Source organism: Paenibacillus sp. OSY-SE (genome assembly GCF_000283315.1).
Lineage (GTDB): Bacteria > Bacillota > Bacilli > Paenibacillales > Paenibacillaceae > Paenibacillus_B > Paenibacillus_B profundus.
Genome location: NZ_ALKF01000169.1, coordinates 45,724 through 65,923, shown reverse-complemented (window position 1 = coordinate 65,923; position 20,200 = coordinate 45,724). Strand labels below are relative to the sequence as shown.

The 20,200-nt window shown below is 48.4% G+C and carries 30 protein-coding genes; 2 read left to right on the top strand and 28 right to left on the bottom strand.

The annotated features are described in order from the left end of the window. Window positions 1–263 precede the first annotated feature (263 nt). Both A372_RS0110165 and A372_RS0110160 read right to left on the bottom strand, forming a co-directional pair. Complete coding sequence (locus tag A372_RS0110165; protein ID WP_026010986.1) at window positions 264–488, bottom strand: hypothetical protein; 225 nt, start codon at window positions 486–488, stop codon at window positions 264–266. A gap of 171 nt (window positions 489–659) precedes the next feature. Beyond that, window positions 660–1,232: a stage II sporulation protein M gene (locus tag A372_RS0110160; protein ID WP_233698709.1), complete on the bottom strand. Its 573-nt coding sequence runs from the start codon at window positions 1,230–1,232 to the stop codon at window positions 660–662. A 252-nt stretch (window positions 1,233–1,484) separates the two neighbouring features. Here A372_RS0110160 and pdaB point away from each other — a divergent pair, with 252 nt between their 5' ends. After that, entirely contained in the window at window positions 1,485–2,288 is an 804-nt protein-coding gene (gene pdaB / locus A372_RS0110155) for a polysaccharide deacetylase family sporulation protein PdaB (RefSeq protein WP_019420734.1), read from the top strand. Between the two features lie 29 nt (window positions 2,289–2,317). Here pdaB and A372_RS0110150 read toward each other — a convergent pair whose 3' ends face one another. After that, window positions 2,318–2,911 carry a KinB-signaling pathway activation protein gene (locus A372_RS0110150; RefSeq protein WP_019420733.1) on the bottom strand — a complete coding sequence of 198 codons (594 nt, stop codon included), beginning with the start codon at window positions 2,909–2,911 and terminating at the stop codon, window positions 2,318–2,320. A 172-nt stretch (window positions 2,912–3,083) separates the two neighbouring features. On the opposite strand from A372_RS0110150, the gene gerD reads away from it, so the two are divergent. Continuing rightward, the gene (gene gerD / locus A372_RS0110145) at window positions 3,084–3,767 is read left to right on the top strand and encodes a spore germination lipoprotein GerD (RefSeq protein ID WP_019420732.1); all 684 of its coding nucleotides are present in this window, start codon (window positions 3,084–3,086) and stop codon (window positions 3,765–3,767) included. 49 nt (window positions 3,768–3,816) lie between these two features. Here the strand turns inward: gerD and A372_RS0110140 are convergent, their stop codons facing one another. From A372_RS0110140 to A372_RS0110020, 25 genes are all read right to left on the bottom strand, one after another. Next, window positions 3,817–4,944, bottom strand: a complete 1,128-nt coding sequence (locus A372_RS0110140) for an Mrp/NBP35 family ATP-binding protein (RefSeq protein ID WP_019420731.1) — start codon at window positions 4,942–4,944, stop codon at window positions 3,817–3,819. A 73-nt stretch (window positions 4,945–5,017) separates the two neighbouring features. Further along, on the bottom strand, window positions 5,018–5,782 hold the full coding sequence (gene cwlD, locus A372_RS0110135; protein WP_019420730.1) for an N-acetylmuramoyl-L-alanine amidase CwlD: 765 nt from the start codon (window positions 5,780–5,782) through the stop codon (window positions 5,018–5,020). A gap of 111 nt (window positions 5,783–5,893) precedes the next feature. Beyond that, on the bottom strand, window positions 5,894–7,069 hold the full coding sequence (gene sat / locus A372_RS0110130) for a sulfate adenylyltransferase (protein ID WP_019420729.1): 1,176 nt from the start codon (window positions 7,067–7,069) through the stop codon (window positions 5,894–5,896). A 56-nt stretch (window positions 7,070–7,125) separates the two neighbouring features. After that, window positions 7,126–7,818 (bottom strand): phosphoadenylyl-sulfate reductase, encoded by a 693-nt coding sequence (locus tag A372_RS0110125; RefSeq protein ID WP_019420728.1) that lies wholly within the window; start codon window positions 7,816–7,818, stop codon window positions 7,126–7,128. A 233-nt stretch (window positions 7,819–8,051) separates the two neighbouring features. Continuing rightward, window positions 8,052–9,272, bottom strand: a complete 1,221-nt coding sequence (locus tag A372_RS0110120; protein WP_019420727.1) for a DUF2264 domain-containing protein — start codon at window positions 9,270–9,272, stop codon at window positions 8,052–8,054. A gap of 156 nt (window positions 9,273–9,428) precedes the next feature. Continuing rightward, a complete protein-coding gene (gene rpsI, locus A372_RS0110115; RefSeq protein ID WP_019420726.1) occupies window positions 9,429–9,821 on the bottom strand; it encodes a 30S ribosomal protein S9 in 393 nt (130 codons plus the stop codon). Window positions 9,822–9,842: 21 nt separating this feature from the next. Next, window positions 9,843–10,280 carry a 50S ribosomal protein L13 gene (rplM, locus tag A372_RS0110110; protein ID WP_019420725.1) on the bottom strand — a complete coding sequence of 146 codons (438 nt, stop codon included), beginning with the start codon at window positions 10,278–10,280 and terminating at the stop codon, window positions 9,843–9,845. A 227-nt stretch (window positions 10,281–10,507) separates the two neighbouring features. Beyond that, entirely contained in the window at window positions 10,508–11,308 is an 801-nt protein-coding gene (gene truA, locus A372_RS33710) for a tRNA pseudouridine(38-40) synthase TruA (protein WP_019420724.1), read from the bottom strand. A gap of 97 nt (window positions 11,309–11,405) precedes the next feature. Continuing rightward, window positions 11,406–11,771 (bottom strand): 50S ribosomal protein L17, encoded by a 366-nt coding sequence (gene rplQ, locus A372_RS0110100; protein WP_019420723.1) that lies wholly within the window; start codon window positions 11,769–11,771, stop codon window positions 11,406–11,408. A gap of 33 nt (window positions 11,772–11,804) precedes the next feature. Further along, on the bottom strand, window positions 11,805–12,749 hold the full coding sequence (locus A372_RS0110095; RefSeq protein WP_019420722.1) for a DNA-directed RNA polymerase subunit alpha: 945 nt from the start codon (window positions 12,747–12,749) through the stop codon (window positions 11,805–11,807). A gap of 137 nt (window positions 12,750–12,886) precedes the next feature. Then, window positions 12,887–13,282 carry a 30S ribosomal protein S11 gene (gene rpsK, locus A372_RS0110090; RefSeq protein ID WP_019420721.1) on the bottom strand — a complete coding sequence of 132 codons (396 nt, stop codon included), beginning with the start codon at window positions 13,280–13,282 and terminating at the stop codon, window positions 12,887–12,889. A 16-nt stretch (window positions 13,283–13,298) separates the two neighbouring features. Continuing rightward, a complete protein-coding gene (gene rpsM, locus A372_RS0110085; RefSeq protein ID WP_019420720.1) occupies window positions 13,299–13,667 on the bottom strand; it encodes a 30S ribosomal protein S13 in 369 nt (122 codons plus the stop codon). Between the two features lie 18 nt (window positions 13,668–13,685). Beyond that, window positions 13,686–13,799 carry a 50S ribosomal protein L36 gene (gene rpmJ, locus A372_RS0110080; protein ID WP_003333770.1) on the bottom strand — a complete coding sequence of 38 codons (114 nt, stop codon included), beginning with the start codon at window positions 13,797–13,799 and terminating at the stop codon, window positions 13,686–13,688. Window positions 13,800–13,899: 100 nt separating this feature from the next. Further along, entirely contained in the window at window positions 13,900–14,115 is a 216-nt protein-coding gene (infA, locus tag A372_RS0110075) for a translation initiation factor IF-1 (RefSeq protein ID WP_006676514.1), read from the bottom strand. A gap of 2 nt (window positions 14,116–14,117) precedes the next feature. After that, entirely contained in the window at window positions 14,118–14,429 is a 312-nt protein-coding gene (locus tag A372_RS0110070; RefSeq protein WP_019420718.1) for a KOW domain-containing RNA-binding protein, read from the bottom strand. A 10-nt stretch (window positions 14,430–14,439) separates the two neighbouring features. Further along, a complete protein-coding gene (gene map, locus A372_RS0110065) occupies window positions 14,440–15,192 on the bottom strand; it encodes a type I methionyl aminopeptidase (RefSeq protein WP_019420717.1) in 753 nt (250 codons plus the stop codon). A gap of 5 nt (window positions 15,193–15,197) precedes the next feature. After that, a complete protein-coding gene (locus A372_RS0110060; protein ID WP_019420716.1) occupies window positions 15,198–15,842 on the bottom strand; it encodes an adenylate kinase in 645 nt (214 codons plus the stop codon). A 145-nt stretch (window positions 15,843–15,987) separates the two neighbouring features. Further along, window positions 15,988–17,286, bottom strand: a complete 1,299-nt coding sequence (gene secY, locus A372_RS0110055; RefSeq protein ID WP_019420715.1) for a preprotein translocase subunit SecY — start codon at window positions 17,284–17,286, stop codon at window positions 15,988–15,990. Further along, on the bottom strand, window positions 17,286–17,726 hold the full coding sequence (gene rplO, locus A372_RS0110050) for a 50S ribosomal protein L15 (protein WP_019420714.1): 441 nt from the start codon (window positions 17,724–17,726) through the stop codon (window positions 17,286–17,288). The genes secY and rplO overlap by 1 nt, the downstream gene beginning before the upstream one ends. Window positions 17,727–17,817: 91 nt before the next feature. Continuing rightward, a complete protein-coding gene (rpmD, locus tag A372_RS0110045) occupies window positions 17,818–18,003 on the bottom strand; it encodes a 50S ribosomal protein L30 (protein ID WP_019420713.1) in 186 nt (61 codons plus the stop codon). A gap of 13 nt (window positions 18,004–18,016) precedes the next feature. Next, a complete protein-coding gene (gene rpsE, locus A372_RS0110040; protein ID WP_019420712.1) occupies window positions 18,017–18,514 on the bottom strand; it encodes a 30S ribosomal protein S5 in 498 nt (165 codons plus the stop codon). A 27-nt stretch (window positions 18,515–18,541) separates the two neighbouring features. Then, a complete protein-coding gene (gene rplR, locus A372_RS0110035; RefSeq protein WP_019420711.1) occupies window positions 18,542–18,910 on the bottom strand; it encodes a 50S ribosomal protein L18 in 369 nt (122 codons plus the stop codon). A 64-nt stretch (window positions 18,911–18,974) separates the two neighbouring features. After that, window positions 18,975–19,517, bottom strand: a complete 543-nt coding sequence (gene rplF, locus A372_RS0110030) for a 50S ribosomal protein L6 (RefSeq protein ID WP_019420710.1) — start codon at window positions 19,515–19,517, stop codon at window positions 18,975–18,977. A 33-nt stretch (window positions 19,518–19,550) separates the two neighbouring features. Continuing rightward, window positions 19,551–19,949, bottom strand: a complete 399-nt coding sequence (gene rpsH / locus A372_RS0110025) for a 30S ribosomal protein S8 (protein WP_019420709.1) — start codon at window positions 19,947–19,949, stop codon at window positions 19,551–19,553. A 32-nt stretch (window positions 19,950–19,981) separates the two neighbouring features. After that, the gene (locus tag A372_RS0110020) at window positions 19,982–20,167 is read right to left on the bottom strand and encodes a type Z 30S ribosomal protein S14 (protein WP_005544535.1); all 186 of its coding nucleotides are present in this window, start codon (window positions 20,165–20,167) and stop codon (window positions 19,982–19,984) included. Window positions 20,168–20,200: the final 33 nt, after the last annotated feature.

The following is a 20,200-nucleotide window of genomic DNA, read 5'->3' as shown; positions in this document are numbered from 1 at the left end:
ACCGCCGTATCAGCGGCGACTTTTATAATATATCATGTCTTTCAGTTTAAGTCAATAACTTTTTCAAAGTTTTTTTTCTTCAACTTTCGTTTTCTCTTCTGTCGACAAGTTTTTTTTCAAAACTCGATTTAGAAGGGACGAGAAATAATTTATCATAAATCGGATGCCTAGTCAACACATTTTTCGATATTTTATGCAATCCAGTTTCATTCATATCCTGACGCGCATTTCCACGCTTCGTTCCATTTAGACTTACATGTCAATTACATAGGAATAATGCGATGATTCCGTGCATATTTAGATAGTTCCTTCGGCGAAGCAATGCGAGCATACATCCTGAAGACGGTGCGATACCGTTTGGATATTGCTTGACGAACCTCTGCGTCCAATCGATTATCACTCAAATCAAGCAGCATCTCATCTAATTCTTTCCGTAGCATGTAGCTCAGCTCTTTGCATTCTCTCTCATTAAACAGAAAACCTAACATTACAGCAGCAGCCTCCCTTAACGACAATACAACACCATCGACTCTAACAATCCGGACATTCTTCAGCTTCACGTCGACTTCGCTGCCGGCTTCCAATGAAGCCAAAGAATACCGCTTTACTGTTATGCACAATTTTATGATGTTTTATCACAAGGCCGGTACGTAATCATTTTATTTCATTAACCACAATGTTACAGTGCTCTCAATGACTGCAGCAACTAGCAGCAAGGCGGTCACCCATACCGCACCGGCACCTGTACGCTTGGTCCATTCCGCTAGACTCACCGCTCTTCGCTGTTCCCGCTTCCCGAACCATTTTTTCAACAGCAGCATACCGAATTTCATGCCATAAGCTCCGGCAATCAAAATTGCGGGGATTTCCAAAATACCGTGAGGAAGCAACCCCTTAACAACCAGTTCCGCAATATCCACACCTTTTGACTCCATTACACGCAGCAAGAATCCGATCACCATGCCGTTTACTAGAAGAAATCCAGCTGGGATGAGACCGAACACGATGCCTGCAAACATGATCAACACCGCTTTAATGGCGTTATTATAAAAAATAAACACAAAGAACGACAGCTCCTGATTATCGGACTGCATCAATTGATTGCGAGCCCCTTCAAGACCCTGCAGCTGCTGAAGCACGAATTGCTCCAGCCCGCTCCAATTGTTGCCGAGTACATAGCCAGCCGTAAAGATCACCACAGAGGCAAGCAAATACCAGCGTAATTCTTTCAACGTGTTCCACCATGAAGCTAGACTTAGCATAACTTCTATACCCTCTCTTTTCCCTTGCTCTCCCATATACCATGCGTAGTGAAGCCTGGAGATCACCACGGGATTTATTGGAAAAGCTGCGGTCTTATTTTATTACCCCAAGCATACAGTGTATTAAACAAGCATGACAAGCTGCACGATGGCAGCTTGTTCTTGAGCGTAACTTCCCCCTGTTCAATCTTTTGATCGTTAACGAGAGGAGCGCATTTTGTCATGAATTACTTTTATGTATTTAGCGGTAAAAAAATGAAACGCGTCTTTTTCCTCGTCGTCGCCGCGCTATTCGCTGCTGGTGTCGTTTACGTGGAGAGTGACAACATCACCGTATTTTCAGAAGGGAGTCCTTCTGCCATTTACAATGTGCCCACGGATAAAAAGCTTATCGCGCTCACCTTCGACATTAGCTGGGGGGACAAGCGGACAGAGCCTATTCTTAAGATCCTTGAGGAGAAGGGGGTTAAGAAAGCAACATTCTTTCTCTCCTCCCCTTGGAGCAAAACCCATCCCGATATGGTGAAAAAGATAGTCGATACAGGATTCGAGGTTGGAAGCCACGGGCACAAGCATGTAAACTACAGCAGCCTAAGCGATGAAGAAATCCGCAAGCAGATTGCGACCGCACACCAGATCTTGTCAGATGTAACCGGCAAAGCGCCGAACTTGATTCGGATGCCGAACGGTGATTTCGACAAACGAGTCCTTCGCATCGCTAACCGTCTGAATTATAAGGTTATTCAATGGGATACCGATTCATTGGATTGGAAAAATCCCGGCGTGGACACGATCGTAAATCGTGTCGTTAAGAAAGCGCACCCTGGCGATATCGTGCTGCTGCATGCAAGCGATTCGTGCAAGCAGACCCATCTAGCCCTTCCGGCCATCATCGATCAGCTTCGCGCGCAAGGCTATGAATTCGTCACCGTATCCGAACTCATTCAGCAGACGGAATTGAAAAGTAAAACCATTCAAGACCAATCTACGATGAATCAGCATTTGCACGATGCGGCGGGAATGTAGCCCAACTAAAAAAAGCTGACGGACCTCCGTCAGCTTTCTTTTTTGTCCAGAATGCGGTGCAAGATGAGAATTTGGTACGCATTGCATGCCGCAAGCGGAATATAGACGAACCACGTAGCCATGTTGCCGATGGTAAGCGCTGACAACGTTTCGATAGTCGTAACCGCAATCATGAAGAATACCGTCGGAATGAACGCGGAACGATTCGTCGCCCGTACTTTGTAATAAGCAACGACAAGCGCAACCAGCAGCACGACGATACCGAGAATAATGTCATTTACACCGTTCGTTACAGCGTCACCTGCGAGCAAGGTGCGAAGGAACATTAAGTCCAGCCACACGATAACTGTAAGCAGAACTTGAACGTACGGCCACGCCTTCTTAAAAATACCGAGAGCGATGTAATTCAGCGTCAAATAGGCAAAGAAACCCATCTGCGAATATACGCTGATCATACAACCGCTTAGTATCAGCTGCAGCACATTCAACATAATATCCACTGGACCGTTAAAATTAGAAAACTCTTGTTGGAACACCTGTAAGGAGAGACCAATAATAAGTGTAATCGCTCCACCTAGACATAGTGTCGTCCAGAATAAATAAGACCATTTTTTCAAATTCAAGGCGCTCCACCTCCACAATGTTCATTATTTTACCAATCTTCTCAGCAAAAAACTATCGCTGTCAAACATAATTCATAAATTCCTCTGCCATACTACGCGTGAAGGACGGATTTTGCAGCGGATTTTATCGAACGCGCAGCGTCCATTCAGGACAGAAAGGAGGGCCTATTCCATGAAGTCAAGATTCATTCGTCTTACGCTGGTTGGCGCCATGTTCATCACGCTCCTATCCGCCTGTGGCATGGAACAGCAAGCTTCGAGCAATACAATGGATTATAAGGATCTAAAGACCATGGTGGTGGACATCCTCAAGACAGAAGAAGCGCAAAAAGCCATACAGTCGTCCCCATCCGGCGGCGGGATGCAAATGAAATCCTTAAATATGCAGCAGCAAGAACAAATCCGGACGGCAGTAAAGGACACACTCATTTCACCTGATTATCAGCAAACGGTAGAAAAAGTGATGACTGACCCGAAATTCGCCGGTGAATTCGCGAAAGTCGTTAGTAAAGAAAATAAACAAATTCATAAAGAATTGATTAAGGATCCCGCTTATCAGCAATCCGTCGGAGATATTATTAAATCCCCTGACATGATGAAGTCATATTTAGACATGATGAAGACCCCGGAGTACCGCAAGCAGCTGATGGCGGTCGTCAAGGATTCGATGAGCAGTCCCATCTTCAGGCTCGAAGTTATGGATTTATTAAGTAAAGTTGTAAAGGAAGAGCTGCAGCCGAAGGAAAAAGGCGGTAAGAAAGGAAAAGGCGGAGAACAGAAGGAAGGCGGCAGTAGCGAGGGCAGCGGTGGAGGCGGCGACGATGATGGCGGCAGCGATAGTGGCTCCGGATCCTAGAGCGCTTACAAAACAAGAGGGAGCCGCGATGGCATCCCTCTTCACGCCGTTATGATTTTAATCGATGATCTACACTTCTGGCCAATTCCATGTATTGTGCTCCAATGACGGACTCTTCTTTATATACAGAAGGTGCGAACTCCCGTTCGGAAGGGTGGTTGTCCGTACTTCCAAGCGGAATCTGCGCGAGCAGGTCGACGTGAAGCTCTTCTGCCAGCTTCGCGCCGCCTCCGCGCCCAAATACATACTGCTTCTCGCCGCATTTTCCGCATTCGAGATATGCCATATTCTCGACGATACCTAGAATATCATGCTTTGTATGAATCGCCATCGTCCCTGCTCTTGCAGCAACAAATGCCGCGGTCGCATGAGGTGTAGTGACGATAATTTCCTTGCTCTGGGGTATCATCTGATGGACATCAAGCGCGACATCGCCGGTTCCAGGCGGAAGGTCCAGCAGCACATAGTCAAGTTCGCCCCACTCCACTTCTTGGAAAAAGTTACGGAGCATCTTGCCCAGCATTGGCCCGCGCCATACGACCGGGCTGTTGTCCTCGACAAAGAATCCCATGGACATCACTTTCACGCCAAAGCGCTCCATCGGTATGATGAGATTGTCCATTACTACCGGCCGCTCATCAATGCCCATCATGTCGGGCACACTAAAGCCGTAAATATCGGCATCAATCAATCCGACGCGCTTGCCAAGGCGTGCCAAGGCCACAGCCAAGTTAACCGTTACGGTTGATTTGCCGACGCCGCCTTTTCCACTAGCTACAGCGATAAACTGTACCCCAGAGGTCGGATCAAGAAGCGGATGCTTAACTCCCGCTTGAGGTCCTTTTAGATTTTGGGCTGGTTGTCCTGTCCCCTGAGCTTGACCGGCTTGATCCTGAGCCGGCTTCAATCCGATTGCAGCCTGTTCGTGTTCAGAAGCAAGTCGGATACGAACATGAACATCTTGAATAGACAATGCGGACAAACGGCTCTTAATCTCCTGAGTTAACGCTTCTCTTGTCGCCGCATCCGCAGCCTGAGGGGCGATTACCGCAGTTAACTTCACTTCCCCCGTTCTGACCATCATATCTCGAATCCAGCCTATGCTTGTCATGTCTTGTCCGGTTACCGACTCTTTCAAACCTTGCAGCGCTTGCAGCACTTCCTCTTTCGTAATCAAGATGGCACCTCGTCTCATATCAAGGTCTATTGATAAATGATGAATGATGTACGAATACTATTATAGCACAGCCTTACTTTTTACCAATGTTTTCCCCTGCTATAAATCGCAAAATCCCTTTATACACCGAGGCCGCCACCTTGCGCTGATATTGCTCATCCGCTAACTTGCGCGATTCTTCCGGATTAGATAGGAATCCGACTTCCACGAGTGCGGTCGGCATACTTACCTTATCCATCAAATATAAGCGCCGGTCGACCGGCTTAGCCACCCGCTCTGTATTCTCCAAGTTCCGGCGAATTTCCGATTGAATCCACTTGGCGAGCCGCTCGCTCTCCGGATTGCGCGCCGTATAAAAAGTTTGCGCCCCATTCCAGCGCTGAGAAGGGATGCTGTTCATATGCAAACTGATGAGAAGATCCGCTTTTTTCTCTTCCACAAAGCTGACCCGCTGCTTCAAATCCTCGGCTTTCCGCCTCGCATATCCTTTTGTATCCCCATTGGCAAGGTCATAGTCCCCTTCGCGCGTCATGAAGACAACTGCACCGGCCTGCTGCAAGTAATCGCGCAAATATAAAGCGATAGACAGATTAATGTCCTTCTCGATGACTCCTTGCCGGCTTACCGCTCCACCATCCGGTCCACCGTGTCCCGCATCAATGGCGATCACCTTGCCGGACAAAGGTATTGTCCAATAGGTCCATGTCTTTGTAACTGGCATATCGGCAGTCATAATGACGATGACGATAAGCACAAGACAAATGCTAATGATCCACTGCCGGACATGGCGCAGCGGTATCCACAGGATGGAAGTCTTTCGCTGCTTCTTTTCACTCATAAAATAAGTCCACCTCCGCCCCCATACAGACTCCTAATCATCTATATGGGACAGGGTGGACAAATATACGTCGCTTCAAAGGATATCCTTCTATTCAGTTGGATTCCTCGTCTACACGTCGCTGGAGACAGACTGCGCCATGCCTTCAATAAGAATGCGCGCCACTTCCGGACGCGAGAACTGCGGCGGCGGGCATGTGCCGTCACGAAGTAAAGCCCGCACCTTCGTTCCAGACAGCGCCACATGCTGTTCCTTCGGATGAGGGCACGTCTTGCTGGACGCCATATTGCCGCAGGTGATGCAGAAAAAGCTATGCTCGAAGAAGAGCGGTTGAATCCCCAGTTCCTCAGGGGAGAATAAACGAAAGATTTCTTGCGCTTCATACGTTCCGTAATAGTCTCCTACACCCGCATGATCACGGCCGACGATAAAGTGGGTACAGCCGTAATTTTTACGTACGATAGCATGGAAGATCGCTTCTCTCGGACCCGCATAACGCATCGCAGCAGGAAATACGCCGAGGAATACCCGGTCCTCTGGATAATAATGCTCCAGCAGGCTCACATAGCTGCGCATCCGCACATCTGCAGGCACATCGTCTGATTTCGTCTCCCCGACTAACGGATTCAAAAATAACGCGTCGACGATTTCCATCGCGCTCTTCTGAATATATTCATGCGCCCGATGAACGGGGTTACGGGTCTGGAAGCCTACAACTGTCCGCCAACCCCGCTCTTCGAACAGGCGGCGGGTATCAGCGGGATCAAAGTAATACTGTTCGAATTGCTCAGGCTTTGCACGCTGCAGCACTAGTACGTTTCCGCCAACATACGTATCGGGACGCTCCAGCAGCTTCTGCACTCCCGGATGCTCCGAGTCTGCCGTCTTGAATACTTGTTCGGCTTCCTTTAACTGGTCCACGCTATATATACTTTCAACGTCTATCGTTCCATAGATGATTCCATCCTCTTCCCCGATAAGTGCAGCGGTTGAGCCTATCGTCAACGTCTCGGCGATGTATTCCGGAACGGCAAGCGTGATTGGCAGGCTCCATACTGTACCATCTGCCAAGCGCATTCGTTCTACGACGCTCCTATAGTCATCTGCATTCATAAATCCAGTGAGCGGAGAGAACGCGCCGACACCTATCAAATCCAAATCCGAGAGCGTACGTCGGTTGATGTGTATTTCCGGCAACAATTTAGCTTCGGTGAGCTTCCGTTCAACATCCTGTTCTGGAACGAATCGATTGATGAGTTGTCCGCCATGAGGCAAAATTGAGGTCATAACTGAAGTCTCCCTTCAAGAGGTTGTTCAAAAAGTCTCCTTTTGAACACGCACTTCTATTTGTGTAGTCCACACTCGACTTTTTCGCTTCCTGACCAACGCCCTGCACGAGGGTCCTCTCCTGGCTGTACTGCACGTGTGCAATGAATGCAGCCGATACTAGGATAATTGAGATCATGAAGCGGATTGTAGATGACGTTATGGCTATGAATGTAATTCCAGACATCTTCCCAACTCCATGCCGCTAGCGGGTTGAATTTAATTAATCCGAATTTGGTATCATACTCCACCTTCTTCGCATTGGCACGTGTCGGCGCTTGATCGCGGCGGATGCCCGTAATCCAAGCATCATATTTACTTAATATTCCTGTTAATGGTTCTACTTTACGCAAGTTGCAGCAAAGATTGGAGTTATTCAACCATAATTGATCGCCGTAGGCTTCGGCTTGAGCTTCAGGGGAAAGTTCAGGGGCTACGCGAACAAATTCCAAATCGTAACGTTCAGAGATGCGATTACGGGTGTTATACGTTTCATCGAAATGAAACTCCGTATCCAGATAGAAAATATCGGTTGATGGACTGAGCCGCTGCAGCATATCGACTAAGACGACATCTTCCGCACCAAAGCTGCAAGCAAACGTCAAATTCGGAAAGGCTTGAACAGCCTCAGCAATAACTTCTTCCGGTTCAGCATGTTCGAATTGTTCCTCTTTCTCATTTACGAACGCTTCCTTTTCCAACAGATTCATAATTGCATCCTCCGCATACTCATTTTAATTCATAGTATTTTGGTATGTTTTGTATACTTTATAATTATAGAATGTTTCCTATCTTTGTCAATTTGTTTTTTCTGCATGTTGAACCGACATTACAGCCTATTCCGGGCGATCGCCCTAGGTGAATCAAAATTGGGTATAAAAACACCGATACCTACGTGAGGTATCGGTGTGCTTGTTGAGGAAACCAATATGACAAATGAAACTCATTCATGCAACGCATAATCGATAGAGAATGGCTGCCCAGACCAAGCTTTCTTCGAAGTCCACTCCGCCTCCCCTTGCCAGAACGGATGCGACAGGGACAAGGCGAGCGGCAGAAGCGCAGTCGAGCAAAGATAGAGGCTGCCGGTCGAGATATACGTCTCACCGATGTCCGGTTGATGTCCGCAAAATCCAACCGTCAACCATCCATCTGGTGTATAAGTGCCCGGCGCATCCATCATACGATGCATCACAGCCGTCAAGGCGCATCGCACCTGCGATGGAGTCATTGATTCAGGCAGTTCATCAAGCCATGCGATCTGTGCAAGCGTCTGCAATGCGCCGCAGCGGTAAGCTAACGAACGGCCAACAGGCGGGATCGTTCCTTCCGGAGATATGCTGCGCTCCTGCTGCAACGCATATCGCTGTGCTCGCCTTAACACGCTCGGCTTCATCTTGTTCCAATCCGGATACAGATCGCCAAGCAATCGGAGCATATCGAGCAGCATTGGCTGAATCACGAAGCTGTTGTAATAATCTGCGTGGTACGCTGGTCCGTCACCGTATATTCCGTCACCGACATACCACTGCTCATGCTGCTTCAATGCGTAATCTATCCGCATCGGATCCCAATCCGCTTCGTCAACATGATATAGTGCCGCTTCAATCATTGCGGAGAACAGCAGCCAGTTGTTGAAATGCGGCCTACGAATCCGGGTGCTCTTCCACGCTGTAATGACATTGCGCTTGACCCGTTCGCTTAACGGGTTCCAGAGCGCCTCCGGCGCACGCAGCACACCTTGGCACAGAAACGCCGTATCGACGATCGGTTGGTATCCAGCGGCGAAGTTCATATAGTCTGGTGAATTCGGATCAGTAGCAGCGTCCATAGCTTCCACATACAGCTTGCTCAGTTCCAGCCGGAGCTGCTCCTCTTCCGCAAGACCACCTACCGAACCGAGCCAGGGCGCGATTCCGGCCATCAGCCGCCCGAATGCCTCCAGGTATGTATAGTGCTCCCGATCCACGCCGTTGGACTCGATAGGCATATCAAGCTTCAATCGGCGCTCCGCCAGCGCCATCAATACGGGACGCGCTACCCGATTGAGCACCTCTAGCCAATATTGTCGGTCTACTACTGCTGGCTCGTCTCCATTCCGCTGCTCAGCATATTTTTCCTTGCCATCCGTCTTAATCAACCTGTCCTGACCTTCTCGCTTCATTCTCTTCGCCCCCATCCCTCATATCCCCGAAATAAGCTACCTTCGACGTTTATTATATCGGATGATGGCGCGTTGTGAACATGATATCTGTTATACGCAAAAAAACCCTCTTGCGACCGTAGTCGTAAGAGGGTTGATTCCGTTCGTAATCCAATCTTAACGTTTCGAGAACTGAGGCGCACGACGAGCTGCTTTAAGACCGTATTTTTTACGCTCTTTCATACGTGGATCGCGCGTCAGGAAGCCTGCTTTTTTCAAAGCCGGACGAAGCTCTGGATCAGCTTTCAGCAATGCACGGGAAATACCGTGACGAATTGCGCCAGCTTGACCAGTGATACCGCCGCCATGAGCCAGAACCAACACGTCATATTTGCCGAGTGTTTCTGTAAGGTTCAACGGTTGCTTCACGATAAGCTTCAAAGTTTCCAAACCGAAGTATTCATTAAGGTCGCGTTTGTTGATAACGATGCGGCCTTCGCCCGGTACTAGGCGAACGCGCGCTACCGAATGCTTACGACGACCTGTCCCATAGTATTGTACTTGTGCCATGAAACTGTCCTCCCCTTTCTATTATCCGCGAAGTTCGTAAACTTCAGGTTGTTGTGCTTGATGTGGGTGCTCTACGCCGGCATAAACTTTAACACGAAGTTTCATTTTATTGCCCATGCGCGTTTTTGGCAGCATGCCTTGAACAGCGAGTTCCACCATACGCTCAGGTTTTTTGTTCAACATTTCTTGAGCGCTTGTCACTTTCAAACCACCTGGATAGAAGGAGTGACGGTAGTACATTTTGTTTTGCAATTTCTTGCCAGTCAACACGATTTTGTCAGCGTTAACGATGACAACGAAGTCACCTGTATCAACGTGAGGCGTAAATGTTGTTTTGTGTTTGCCGCGAATCAATGCAGCTGCTTCACTTGCCAGACGACCAAGCGTCTTACCTTCAGCGTCAATAATGTGCCATTTGCGCTCAACTTCAGCTGGCTTGGCCATGTATGTGGTACGCATGAAATATCCTCCTCTGATGACATTTGACGCAACAGTAAGTTGCGTTACAAATTCATTGTTAACGTTCATTCCATTGTTGCATGTCTATATTCGTTCAACTCAATGTTATGTCTTGTTAAAAACTGCTACAAGCAGTGTGATTTCTTTATCGGGGCCGTGGGAAGCCTAAAGAAACACAAATGTTATTTTACAATATTAAAGCGATTTTTGCAAGGGATTTTTTCGATTCACTTGGATGCGTTGTTATCCGTGTGAAACTGTTCTTCTCCATTGTAATCCACGTGCCAGAGTGTAAGTCCGTGGGGTACTGCAGTTGGACCGGCGGCTTTTCGACTCTTGGCTTCCAAAATGCGTGGAATATCAGCCGGAATGAGCTTTCGTTCGCCAACCCGCAAGAGTGTCCCTGCAATGATGCGCACCATATTGTATAGAAATCCGTTTCCGGTCAGTTCCAAATGAAGGCGGCCCCTGCCCTCTTCCCCTGTCTCACTTGGCTCAATATCCAACCGAGCGGTGTAAAGGGTACGCACATTGGACGTTTTCGTCGATTTCGGCGAAACGAAAGAAGTAAAGTCATGCTCTCCAACAAAATAGCGGACTGCCTCTTGCATGGCTGTCATATCAAGAGGTCTGTGATAATGGAATTCATAATTCCGGCGGAACACATCCGGTTGCCGTTCTGCACATATGGAGTAACGATACGTCTTGCGTTTCGCCGAGTAGCGAGCGTGGAATGACTGCGGCGCTTCCCAGGCTTCTCGAATGACGATGTCATCAGGTAATCGTGAATTCAACGCCAGACACCAGCGGTCGACAGGAATCATCGATGCGGTCGTAAAGTTGAACACTTGACCGTACGCATGAACTCCTGCGTCTGTGCGGCCAGATGCCATAATGGACGTCTGTTCGTTGGTCAGCATGTATATCGCGCGTTCGATGCGGCCTTGAACCGTATCCAGCTCCGGCTGAGCTTGAAAACCGCAGTAAGCTGTCCCGTCATAGCTTAATACCATTCCAATGTTACGCATTGGTTGTAACCCTCCCGATAAAAAGAAAAGCTCCTCAGGGGGAGCCTTCCTTCACGCCGCAAAATGCGTCGTTATCGTACGTGTGACATCACCGCGATTACGCGCGGTCAACCAGTTCCAAATACACCATAGGCGCGGAGTCGCCACGGCGAGGACCAAGTTTCAAAATGCGCGTATATCCGCCCGGACGCTCAGCATAACGTGGTGCTAGCTCCGAGAACAGCTTTTGAATTGCGTCTTGTTCGCCATTCAACGTTTCGCGGCGCACGAATGCAGCCACTTGACGACGAGCATGCAAATCACCGCGTTTTGCAGACGTGATTAGTTTTTCAGCGATGGAACGAACTTCCTTCGCTTTCGCTTCTGTCGTTTGAATGCGCTCATACAAGAACAAGTCAGTTACCAAGTCGCGGAACAATGCTTTACGGGCACTGGAATCGCGACCTAACTTTTGGTATGCCATTGCTATTTCCCCTCCTTCTAAGCCAAGTCCCGTTTAGTCTTCCATGCGTAAGCCCAATCCGAGTTCTTCGAGCTTCTCTTGAACTTCCTCCAAAGACTTGCGGCCCAAGTTGCGAACCTTCATCATATCTTCTTCGGTCTTCGTAATCAGCTCTTGAACCGTATTGATGCCTGCACGCTTCAAGCAGTTATAGGAACGAACGGAGAGATCGAGCTCTTCGATAGTCATCTCAAGCACTTTCTCTTTCTTGTCTTCCTCTTTTTCGACCATAATTTCTGCGTCTTTCGCTTCATCCGTCAATCCGACGAAGAGCATCAGATGCTCCGTCAAAATTTTCGCGCCGAGGCTCACCGCTTCTTCTGGTCGAATGCTTCCATCCGTCCACACTTCAAGGGTTAACTTGTCGTAGTTGGTTACTTGACCTACACGCGTATTTTCAACGCTGTAGTTTACACGCGAAATCGGTGTGTAAATCGAATCTACCGGGATAACCCCGATAGGTTGGTCTTCCCGTTTGTTTCGATCCGCAGGAACGTAACCACGTCCACGATTTGCGAAGATTCGCATGTGGAGTCTGGAGCCTTGTGCTAATGTCGCAATGCGGAGATCCGGGTTCAAAATTTCCACATCGCTATCCGCTCGAATATCGCCAGCCGTTACAACCCCGTCGCCTTCCGCATCGATTTCGAGAACTTTCTCTTCATCAGAATGGATTTTCAGCGACAAGGACTTCAAATTCAAGATAATTTCAGTAACGTCTTCATAGACGCCTGGAATCGTCGAGAACTCATGTAAGACGCCGTCGATTTGAACAGACGTCACTGCCGCGCCCGGCAACGAGGAGAGCAGAATACGGCGCAGGGAGTTGCCCAGCGTTGTTCCGTATCCTCGCTCTAATGGTTCTACGACAAATTTGCCGTATGTGCCTTCCTCATTGACGTCAACGGTCTCAATTTTCGGCTTTTCGATCTCAATCACTGTATAACCCTCCTTCAAACGTCGCTGGCGTTTATCAACGTCAAACACCTAAGGTCGGTCGATTCATGCAGTATGCCTAAACAACCATTATTCCCAACAGGCGCTAGCTTAATACTACACGCATCGGTGTGCCATCATTAAACGCGACGACGTTTTGGTGGGCGGCAGCCGTTGTGCGGGATTGGCGTTACATCTTTGATCATGCTAACTTCCAAACCTGCAGCTTGCAAGGAACGGATGGCAGCTTCACGACCTGCGCCTGGTCCTTTAACCATAACTTCAACCGACTTCATGCCATGTTCCATTGCTGCTTTAGCAGCGGACTCAGCAGCCATTTGAGCTGCGAATGGCGTCGATTTACGAGAGCCTTTATAGCCCAAACCGCCGGAACTAGCCCAAGAAATTGCGTTGCCGTGTGGATCCGTGATAGTTACGATCGTGTTGTTAAACGTAGAACGGATGTGTGCCACACCGGTCTCAATATTTTTACGGTCACGACGTTTAGTACGTACGACTTTTTTTGGTTTAGCCATTGCTACTTATCCCCCCTTACTTCTTCTTGTTCGCTACCGTACGACGAGGGCCTTTACGTGTACGAGCATTTGTCTTAGTACGTTGTCCACGAACAGGCAATCCGCGACGATGACGGATACCACGATAGCATCCGATTTCAACCAAACGTTTCACGTTCAGAGAGATCTCACGACGAAGGTCACCCTCAACCTTTACCGTTTTGTCAATCAGCTCACGAATTTTGTTCACTTCGTCTTCCGTCAAATCGCGAACGCGAGTATTAGGGTTAACGCCAGCCTCAGTGATTACTTTTTTAGAAGTTGTTTTACCAATACCAAAAATGTATGTCAAGGCGATCTCAACGCGTTTATCCCGTGGCAAGTCTACACCAGCTATACGAGCCATTTACGCTACACCCCCTTCTTATCCTTGTTTTTGTTTGTGCTTTGGATTCTCACAGATTACCATAACATTGCCCTTGCGTCGAATGACTTTGCATTTTTCGCAAATTGGCTTAACAGAAGGTCTTACCTTCATGCTGAATACCTCCCAGTTCTCAAGTTGCACGTCAAACCGTCTTCTGACGCGTCGAACGGTCTGCAAGTGCATGCAAGCGCTGCTCGGAACGAGCCGAGTGCTACTTCCGATAAGTGATGCGACCTTTGCTCAAATCATATGGCGACAGTTGCACGACCACTTTGTCCCCCGTCAGGATACGGATGAAGTGCATCCGCAGCTTTCCGGAAACGTGGGCAAGAATTTGATGACCGTTCTCCAACTCAACCCGAAACGTCGCATTCGGCAACGGCTCAATGACCGTACCTTCCACTTCAATTACGTCTTCTTTGGCCACCGTCATTCTCCTCTCTGTTCAGCATGCTGAGCGGCTTGTTCCTCGGCAAACTTCGATATAACGTAACGAAGCTTGCTATTGGTTACCCGACCGCTTTCATTTAAACTTTGGACAACTTCATGACTCATTGCGGTTTGCAATTCGAGATGAAGCAAGTTTTTTCGTTTAGGCTGGTCAAACTTACGTTTGTCCCCATCCGCTATCTTGACGTAGCGCGATTCTTCAATGCCAATGATGACTGCATACTTGCTGGCATCACGACCTCGAAGCACCTTGACGAATTGGCCGAGACGTGGTTCTCGCACTTCATTCATGTAAGTTCACCTACTCAACCAGCTTCGTCAAAATTTCGCAACCGTCCGGCGTCACAGCTACTGTATGCTCGAAATGAGCGCACAGCGTCCCGTCCACCGTCACGACCGTCCAGTTATCCGCGAGCGTCTTGACGTGTCGTTCTCCGGCAATGACCATCGGCTCAATCGCCAACGTCATGCCCGGTTTGAGCCGCGGGCCGCGATCCGGGATACCGTAGTTCGGGATTTGCGGCTCTTCATGAAGCTCCGCACCGACCCCGTGCCCGACGTACTCCCGCACGACGGAAAAACCTGCATCTTCGATAACGCGTTGAATCGCGTGGGATATCGTGTACAGACGAACGTCTGGCTTTACCAAAGCGAGTCCCGCAAACAGCGATTGCTCGGTTACGTCAAGCAACTGCTGAGCCGACTCCGAAATGGCACCAACCCCGTAGGTCCAAGCCGAGTCGCCATGATACCCGCGGTATTCCGCACCGATATCGATGCTGATGATGTCGCCTTCGTTTAATTTGCGTTTGCCGGGAATGCCGTGTACCAGTTCTTCGTTAACTGATGCGCAAATGCTGCCAGAAAAACCATTATAGCCCTTGAACGAAGGTGTCGCTCCTTGACTGTGAATGAACGTTTCTGCGATTGAATCGAGTTCACGAGTCGTTATGCCCGGCTCAATCGATTTAGCCAGAAGACGATGCGTTTCCGCTACAATTCGTCCAGCTTCCCTCATGAAGCCTAGTTCCACTTCGGACTTACAAATGATCATTTGGTTTAACCTCGCAGTAAAGATACGATTTCAGATGTCACCGTATCAATTTCCTTCTCCCCGTCAACCTGACGCAACAAACCTTTGTTCTCATAATATTCGAGCAAAGGAGCCGTTTTGTTGATATATTCGTCAAGACGCGTGCCAACCTTCTCTTCGGAATCATCAGAACGCTGGTACAATTCGCCCTGGCATTTATCACAAACGCCCTCTTGTTTTGGCGGGTTAAACATGACATGGTACGTCGCGCCGCAAGATTTGCAAATGCGTCGTCCCGTAAGACGTGCCAGCAGCAAATTGCGGTCAACACTCAGGTCGATGACGTGATTCAGCTTGCGATTCAATTGTTCCAAAATTTCATCCAGAGCTTCGGCTTGCGCCAAAGTACGCGGGAATCCATCCAACAGGAAGCCTTGTTCACAATCCGGCTGCGCGAGACGTTCGCGCACGATGCCGACCGTAACGTCATCTGGAACGAGCAGACCTTGATCAATGTATTCTTTCGCTTTCAATCCGATGGGTGTGCCCTCGCGCATTGCTGCACGGAACGCGTCACCGGTCGAAATGTGTGGAATGCCGAATTGTGTAACGATACGTTCGGCCTGCGTTCCTTTTCCTGCCCCAGGAGGCCCCATGAATAGAATGTTCATCGAATGTCACTCCCTTTACTGTAAGCACAGGCTTAACTTCGTCGGAAGTGGGGTGCTTCGATGCCATTCGTTAAGCCTCTGCCCTACAAGAAACAGCACAATAGGTGCCGATGAGCCGTTCTTGGGCTTCATCAGTACCTATCGCCTATTTGTTGATGAAACCTTTGTAATGGCGTTTAATCAATTGGCTCTCAATTTGCTTCATCGTATCCAGCGCAACGCCGACGATGATGAGAATTGAAGTACCACCGATTTGAACGGAACGCGGCAATCCGGCAAGTGCTCCGAAGAACACAGGCAAGATAGAGATAAGCGCCAGGAACAGTGCACCTGCCAACGTAATGCGGGACATAACCCGAGTCAAATACGTAGCAGTCGCTTTCCCAGGACGAATGCCCGGGATGTATCCGCCGTTCTTTTTCATTTGATCCGCCATTTGTTGCGGGTTCAATTGAACGAACGTGTAGAAGAACGTGAACCCGATAATCAACAGCACGTACAAGACCATGCCAAGCGGCTTGTCATAGTACATGTGGGTGATTACCCATTTGGCCCACGGCTTATCCGCCCAGAACTGCGCAATCGTAATTGGGAACATCAACAGCGATACTGCGAAGATGACCGGAATAACGCCAGCGCCATTTACTTTGAGTGGAATATGCGTGTTCTGCCCGCCGTACATTTTGTTACCAACAACACGTTTTGCGTATTGCACCGGGATTTTGCGGTTACCTTGCTGAATGAAGATAACACCGACCACTATCAACACGATGAACAACGCGATTAGAATCATTTTGACGATGTTCAGGAACATTTGTCCGCTGCCATCGATAAATTGCGAACGATAAATCTCGCCGATATGCGTAGGGACTCCCGCAACGATACCCGCAAAGATTAGGATCGAGATGCCGTTCCCGATGCCCTTCTCTGTGATTTGTTCACCAAGCCACATCAAGAAGGCCGTACCGGCAGTCAGTACAATGGCGATTACAATATAATCCGCAAATGTGGCTCCCGGAACCAATTCCATGCCATACATACGGTTAAATCCAATCGCTGTACCGAATGCTTGAATCAATCCCAAAATAATCGTGCCGTAGCGCGTAATCTGGGCTAGCTTACGTTTGCCGACTTCTCCTTCTTTCGCCCATTCCGCAAACTTTGGAATGACGTCCATGGTTAGAAGCTGCACGATAATGGATGCCGTAATGTACGGCATGATACCGAGCGCAAAGATGGAAAACTTGAACAACGCACCACCGGAGAACGTGTTCAGCAGGCTGAACAGGTCCGTTCCTTGGTTTGCTGAAGCAAAGACCGAAGTATCTACGCCAGGAACCGGAATGAAGGAACCGACGCGATATACGATCAAGACCATGAGTGTAAATAAAATCTTACGTCTCAGATCCTCGACTCGCCATATATTCGATACGGTCTTGAACATTAGATCACCTCGGATTTACCGCCGGCAGCCTCGATCTTCTCTACCGCAGATTGAGAGAACTTATTTGCTTTGACCGTCAATTTAACGGACAATTCACCATTACCCAAAATTTTGATTCCGCTCATTGGGTTTTTCACGATGCCTTGTTCCATCAGCAATTCCGGAGTTACTTCCGTGCCTGCTTCAAAGCGGTTCAATTCCGTCACGTTAATAACCGCATACTCTTTGCGAGTAGGGTTGATGAAACCGCGTTTTGGCAAACGACGGTACAGTGGGTTTTGTCCACCCTCGAAGCCTGGACGAACACCACCGCCGGAACGAGAATTTTGACCTTTATGACCACGGCCAGATGTCTTCCCATTTCCTGTCGCGATACCACGGCCAACGCGCTTACGTACGCTGCGGGAACCAGGTGCCGGAGAAAGTTCATTCAACTTCATCGTTCGACGCACCTCCTTAAATATTTATGCATTCATCATTAATTGTTGTACATGTTTCGAGCAGTTGAATAGAAGCATGCAGTAGAGAACCTTATGCTTCGATTTCTTTTACTTCAACCAGATGTTTCACTTGATTGACCATTCCGCGGATCGCATCGTTGTCATTATGAACAACCGTCTGATTCATTTTGCGCAAGCCCAATGTGTTCACCGTGCTACGTTGAGTTTGCGGGCGACCGATCAGACTGCGAACGAGGGTAATTTGCAATTTCGCCATCTTTGTCCCCTCCTTATCCTAACAGTTCTTCAACGGATTTGCCGCGCAATTTCGCTACTTGTTCTGCCGTCTTAAGACGGGACAGACCTTCAAGCGTTGCGTTAACCATGTTCATAGAGTTCGAGGAACCAAGCGATTTCGTCAAGATATCGCCTACACCTGCCAACTCTAACACGGCGCGAACAGGACCGCCAGCGATAACCCCTGTACCTTCGGAAGCTGGTTTCAAGAGAACTTTACCAGCGCCGAACTGACCCATAACTTGGTGAGGGATTGTCGTGTTAACAAACGGAACATGAATCAGATTTTTCTTTGCGTCTTCGATGCCTTTGCGGATAGCGTCAGGTACTTCGGATGCTTTACCGATTCCTGCGCCGACCCAACCATTGCCATCTCCAACAACTACGAGTGCGCTGAAGCTAAAGCGGCGTCCGCCCTTTACGACTTTAGCTACGCGGTTAATTTGAACAACTTTTTCAGAAAGTTCTAACGTGTTTGGATCAACTCGCAAGTCGTCTACCTCCTTCGATTGAATTCATTAGAATTCAAGGCCAGCTTCGCGTGCTGCGTCAGCCAACGCCTGAATACGTCCGTGATACAAGTAACCGCCGCGATCGAATACGACTGTTTCGTAACCTTGTGCTTTTGCACGTTTCGCGATCAATTCTCCCACTTTGCGTGCCGATTCGACGTCACCGCCGTTTTTGATATCGGCATTAAGCTCTTTGTCCATCGTTGATGCAGATGCGATTGTTACACCTTTAACATCATCGATAAGCTGAGCGTAGATATGTTTAGAGGAACGGAATACGTTCAAACGCGGACGTTCTGTCGTTCCTTCAATTTTCTTACGGACACGAAGGTGTCTTTTCAAACGAGCTTTGTTTTTATCGGCTTTCGTAATCATCTGATTGTTTCACTCCCTTCAGTTTGACCGTCAAGCTACTAAGGTAAGTGAGCTAGGCAAGATTTTATTTCTTCTTGCCTGCTTTACCTTCCTTGCGAATAATACGTTCGCCTTCGTACTTAATCCCTTTACCTTTGTAAGGCTCAGGTTCGCGTACAGAACGAATCTTCGCTGCGTATGCACCAACGCGCTCTTTGTCGATGCCTTTAACGATAATTTTTGTTTGAGCAGGCACTTCGAACTCAATGCCAGCTTCCGGTGTAATTTCAACCGGATGGGAGTATCCAACGTTCAAGACGAGCTTGTCGCCGGACTTGTTCGCACGGTAACCTACACCGACCAACTCCAGAGTTTTGGAGAAACCTTCCGTTACTCCATTCACCATGTTGCTGATAACACTGCGAGTAGTTCCGTGCAACGAACGATGAGTTTTATTATCAGAAGGACGTTCTACGGAAATGAGAGTTTCTTCAACGGACACTTTCATGTCTTTATGAAGTTCACGCGTCAATGTTCCTTTCGGTCCTTTTACAGTAATAACGCTGTTATCCAGAGTGACTGTTACGCCACCTGGCACGTTAATTGGCTTGCGACCAATACGAGACATGTGTTGTTGCACCTCCAATCTTATGCGAATGGTTTACCAAACGTAGCAGATTACCTCGCCACCAGATTTTGCTTGGCGAGCTTCTTTGTCTGTCATAACGCCCTTAGACGTCGAAATAATTGCGATACCGAGACCGCCCAATACGCGTGGAACCTCTGTGGATTTCGTGTACACGCGCAAGCCTGGTTTACTGATGCGCTTCAAGCCTGTAATAACACGCTCGTTGTTTGCACCGTATTTCAGGAAAACGCGGATCATACCTTGTTTGTTGTCATCGATATATTCTGCATCGCGGATAAAACCTTCACGCTTCAAGATTTCAGCAATTTGCTTCTTCATCGTCGAAGCTGGCATTTCCACCGTTTCATGACGTACTGTGTTTGCATTGCGAATGCGTGTAAGCATATCTGCAATCGGATCGGACATAACCATTAGTGTAAACCTCCTTCCCGCAACAGGGTTGATTACCAGCTAGCTTTTTTAACGCCAGGAATCTGGCCTTTGTATGCCAATTCGCGGAAACAAATTCTGCAAATTTTGAACTTACGTAATACAGAGTGCGGACGACCACAGCGCTCACAGCGCGTATATGCCCGTACTTCAAACTTCGGTTTGCGTTGTTGCTTGATTTTCATCGAAGTTTTTGCCACGTAGTTGACACCTCCTAGAGATTTGTGTCGATG

Coding starts and splice junctions, on each gene's coding strand:
- secY (WP_019420715.1), bottom strand. CDS start 17,286: ATGTTCAAGACCGTATCGAATATATGGCGAGTCGAGGATCTGAGACGT.
- rpmJ (WP_003333770.1), bottom strand. CDS start 13,799: ATGAAGGTAAGACCTTCTGTTAAGCCAATTTGCGAAAAATGCAAAGTC.
- rplM (WP_019420725.1), bottom strand. CDS start 10,280: ATGCGTACCACATACATGGCCAAGCCAGCTGAAGTTGAGCGCAAATGG.
- rplR (WP_019420711.1), bottom strand. CDS start 18,910: ATGATTACGAAAGCCGATAAAAACAAAGCTCGTTTGAAAAGACACCTT.
- rplF (WP_019420710.1), bottom strand. CDS start 19,517: ATGTCTCGTATTGGTCGCAAGCCAATTAACGTGCCAGGTGGCGTAACA.
- A372_RS0110120 (WP_019420727.1), bottom strand. CDS start 9,272: ATGAAGCGAGAAGGTCAGGACAGGTTGATTAAGACGGATGGCAAGGAA.
- A372_RS0110060 (WP_019420716.1), bottom strand. CDS start 15,842: ATGAACATTCTATTCATGGGGCCTCCTGGGGCAGGAAAAGGAACGCAG.
- pdaB (WP_019420734.1), top strand. CDS start 1,485: ATGAATTACTTTTATGTATTTAGCGGTAAAAAAATGAAACGCGTCTTT.
- sat (WP_019420729.1), bottom strand. CDS start 7,069: ATGACCTCAATTTTGCCTCATGGCGGACAACTCATCAATCGATTCGTT.
- rplO (WP_019420714.1), bottom strand. CDS start 17,726: ATGAAGTTGAATGAACTTTCTCCGGCACCTGGTTCCCGCAGCGTACGT.
- cwlD (WP_019420730.1), bottom strand. CDS start 5,782: ATGAGTGAAAAGAAGCAGCGAAAGACTTCCATCCTGTGGATACCGCTG.
- rpsH (WP_019420709.1), bottom strand. CDS start 19,949: ATGGTTATGTCCGATCCGATTGCAGATATGCTTACACGCATTCGCAAT.
- A372_RS0110165 (WP_026010986.1), bottom strand. CDS start 488: ATGTTAGGTTTTCTGTTTAATGAGAGAGAATGCAAAGAGCTGAGCTAC.
- rplQ (WP_019420723.1), bottom strand. CDS start 11,771: ATGGCATACCAAAAGTTAGGTCGCGATTCCAGTGCCCGTAAAGCATTG.
- A372_RS0110070 (WP_019420718.1), bottom strand. CDS start 14,429: ATGAATGAAGTGCGAGAACCACGTCTCGGCCAATTCGTCAAGGTGCTT.
- rpsK (WP_019420721.1), bottom strand. CDS start 13,282: ATGGCTAAACCAAAAAAAGTCGTACGTACTAAACGTCGTGACCGTAAA.
- rpmD (WP_019420713.1), bottom strand. CDS start 18,003: ATGGCGAAATTGCAAATTACCCTCGTTCGCAGTCTGATCGGTCGCCCG.
- rpsM (WP_019420720.1), bottom strand. CDS start 13,667: ATGGCTCGTATAGCTGGTGTAGACTTGCCACGGGATAAACGCGTTGAG.
- truA (WP_019420724.1), bottom strand. CDS start 11,308: ATGCGTAACATTGGAATGGTATTAAGCTATGACGGGACAGCTTACTGC.
- gerD (WP_019420732.1), top strand. CDS start 3,084: ATGAAGTCAAGATTCATTCGTCTTACGCTGGTTGGCGCCATGTTCATC.
- map (WP_019420717.1), bottom strand. CDS start 15,192: ATGATCATTTGTAAGTCCGAAGTGGAACTAGGCTTCATGAGGGAAGCT.
- rpsI (WP_019420726.1), bottom strand. CDS start 9,821: ATGGCACAAGTACAATACTATGGGACAGGTCGTCGTAAGCATTCGGTA.
- A372_RS0110125 (WP_019420728.1), bottom strand. CDS start 7,818: ATGAATCTGTTGGAAAAGGAAGCGTTCGTAAATGAGAAAGAGGAACAA.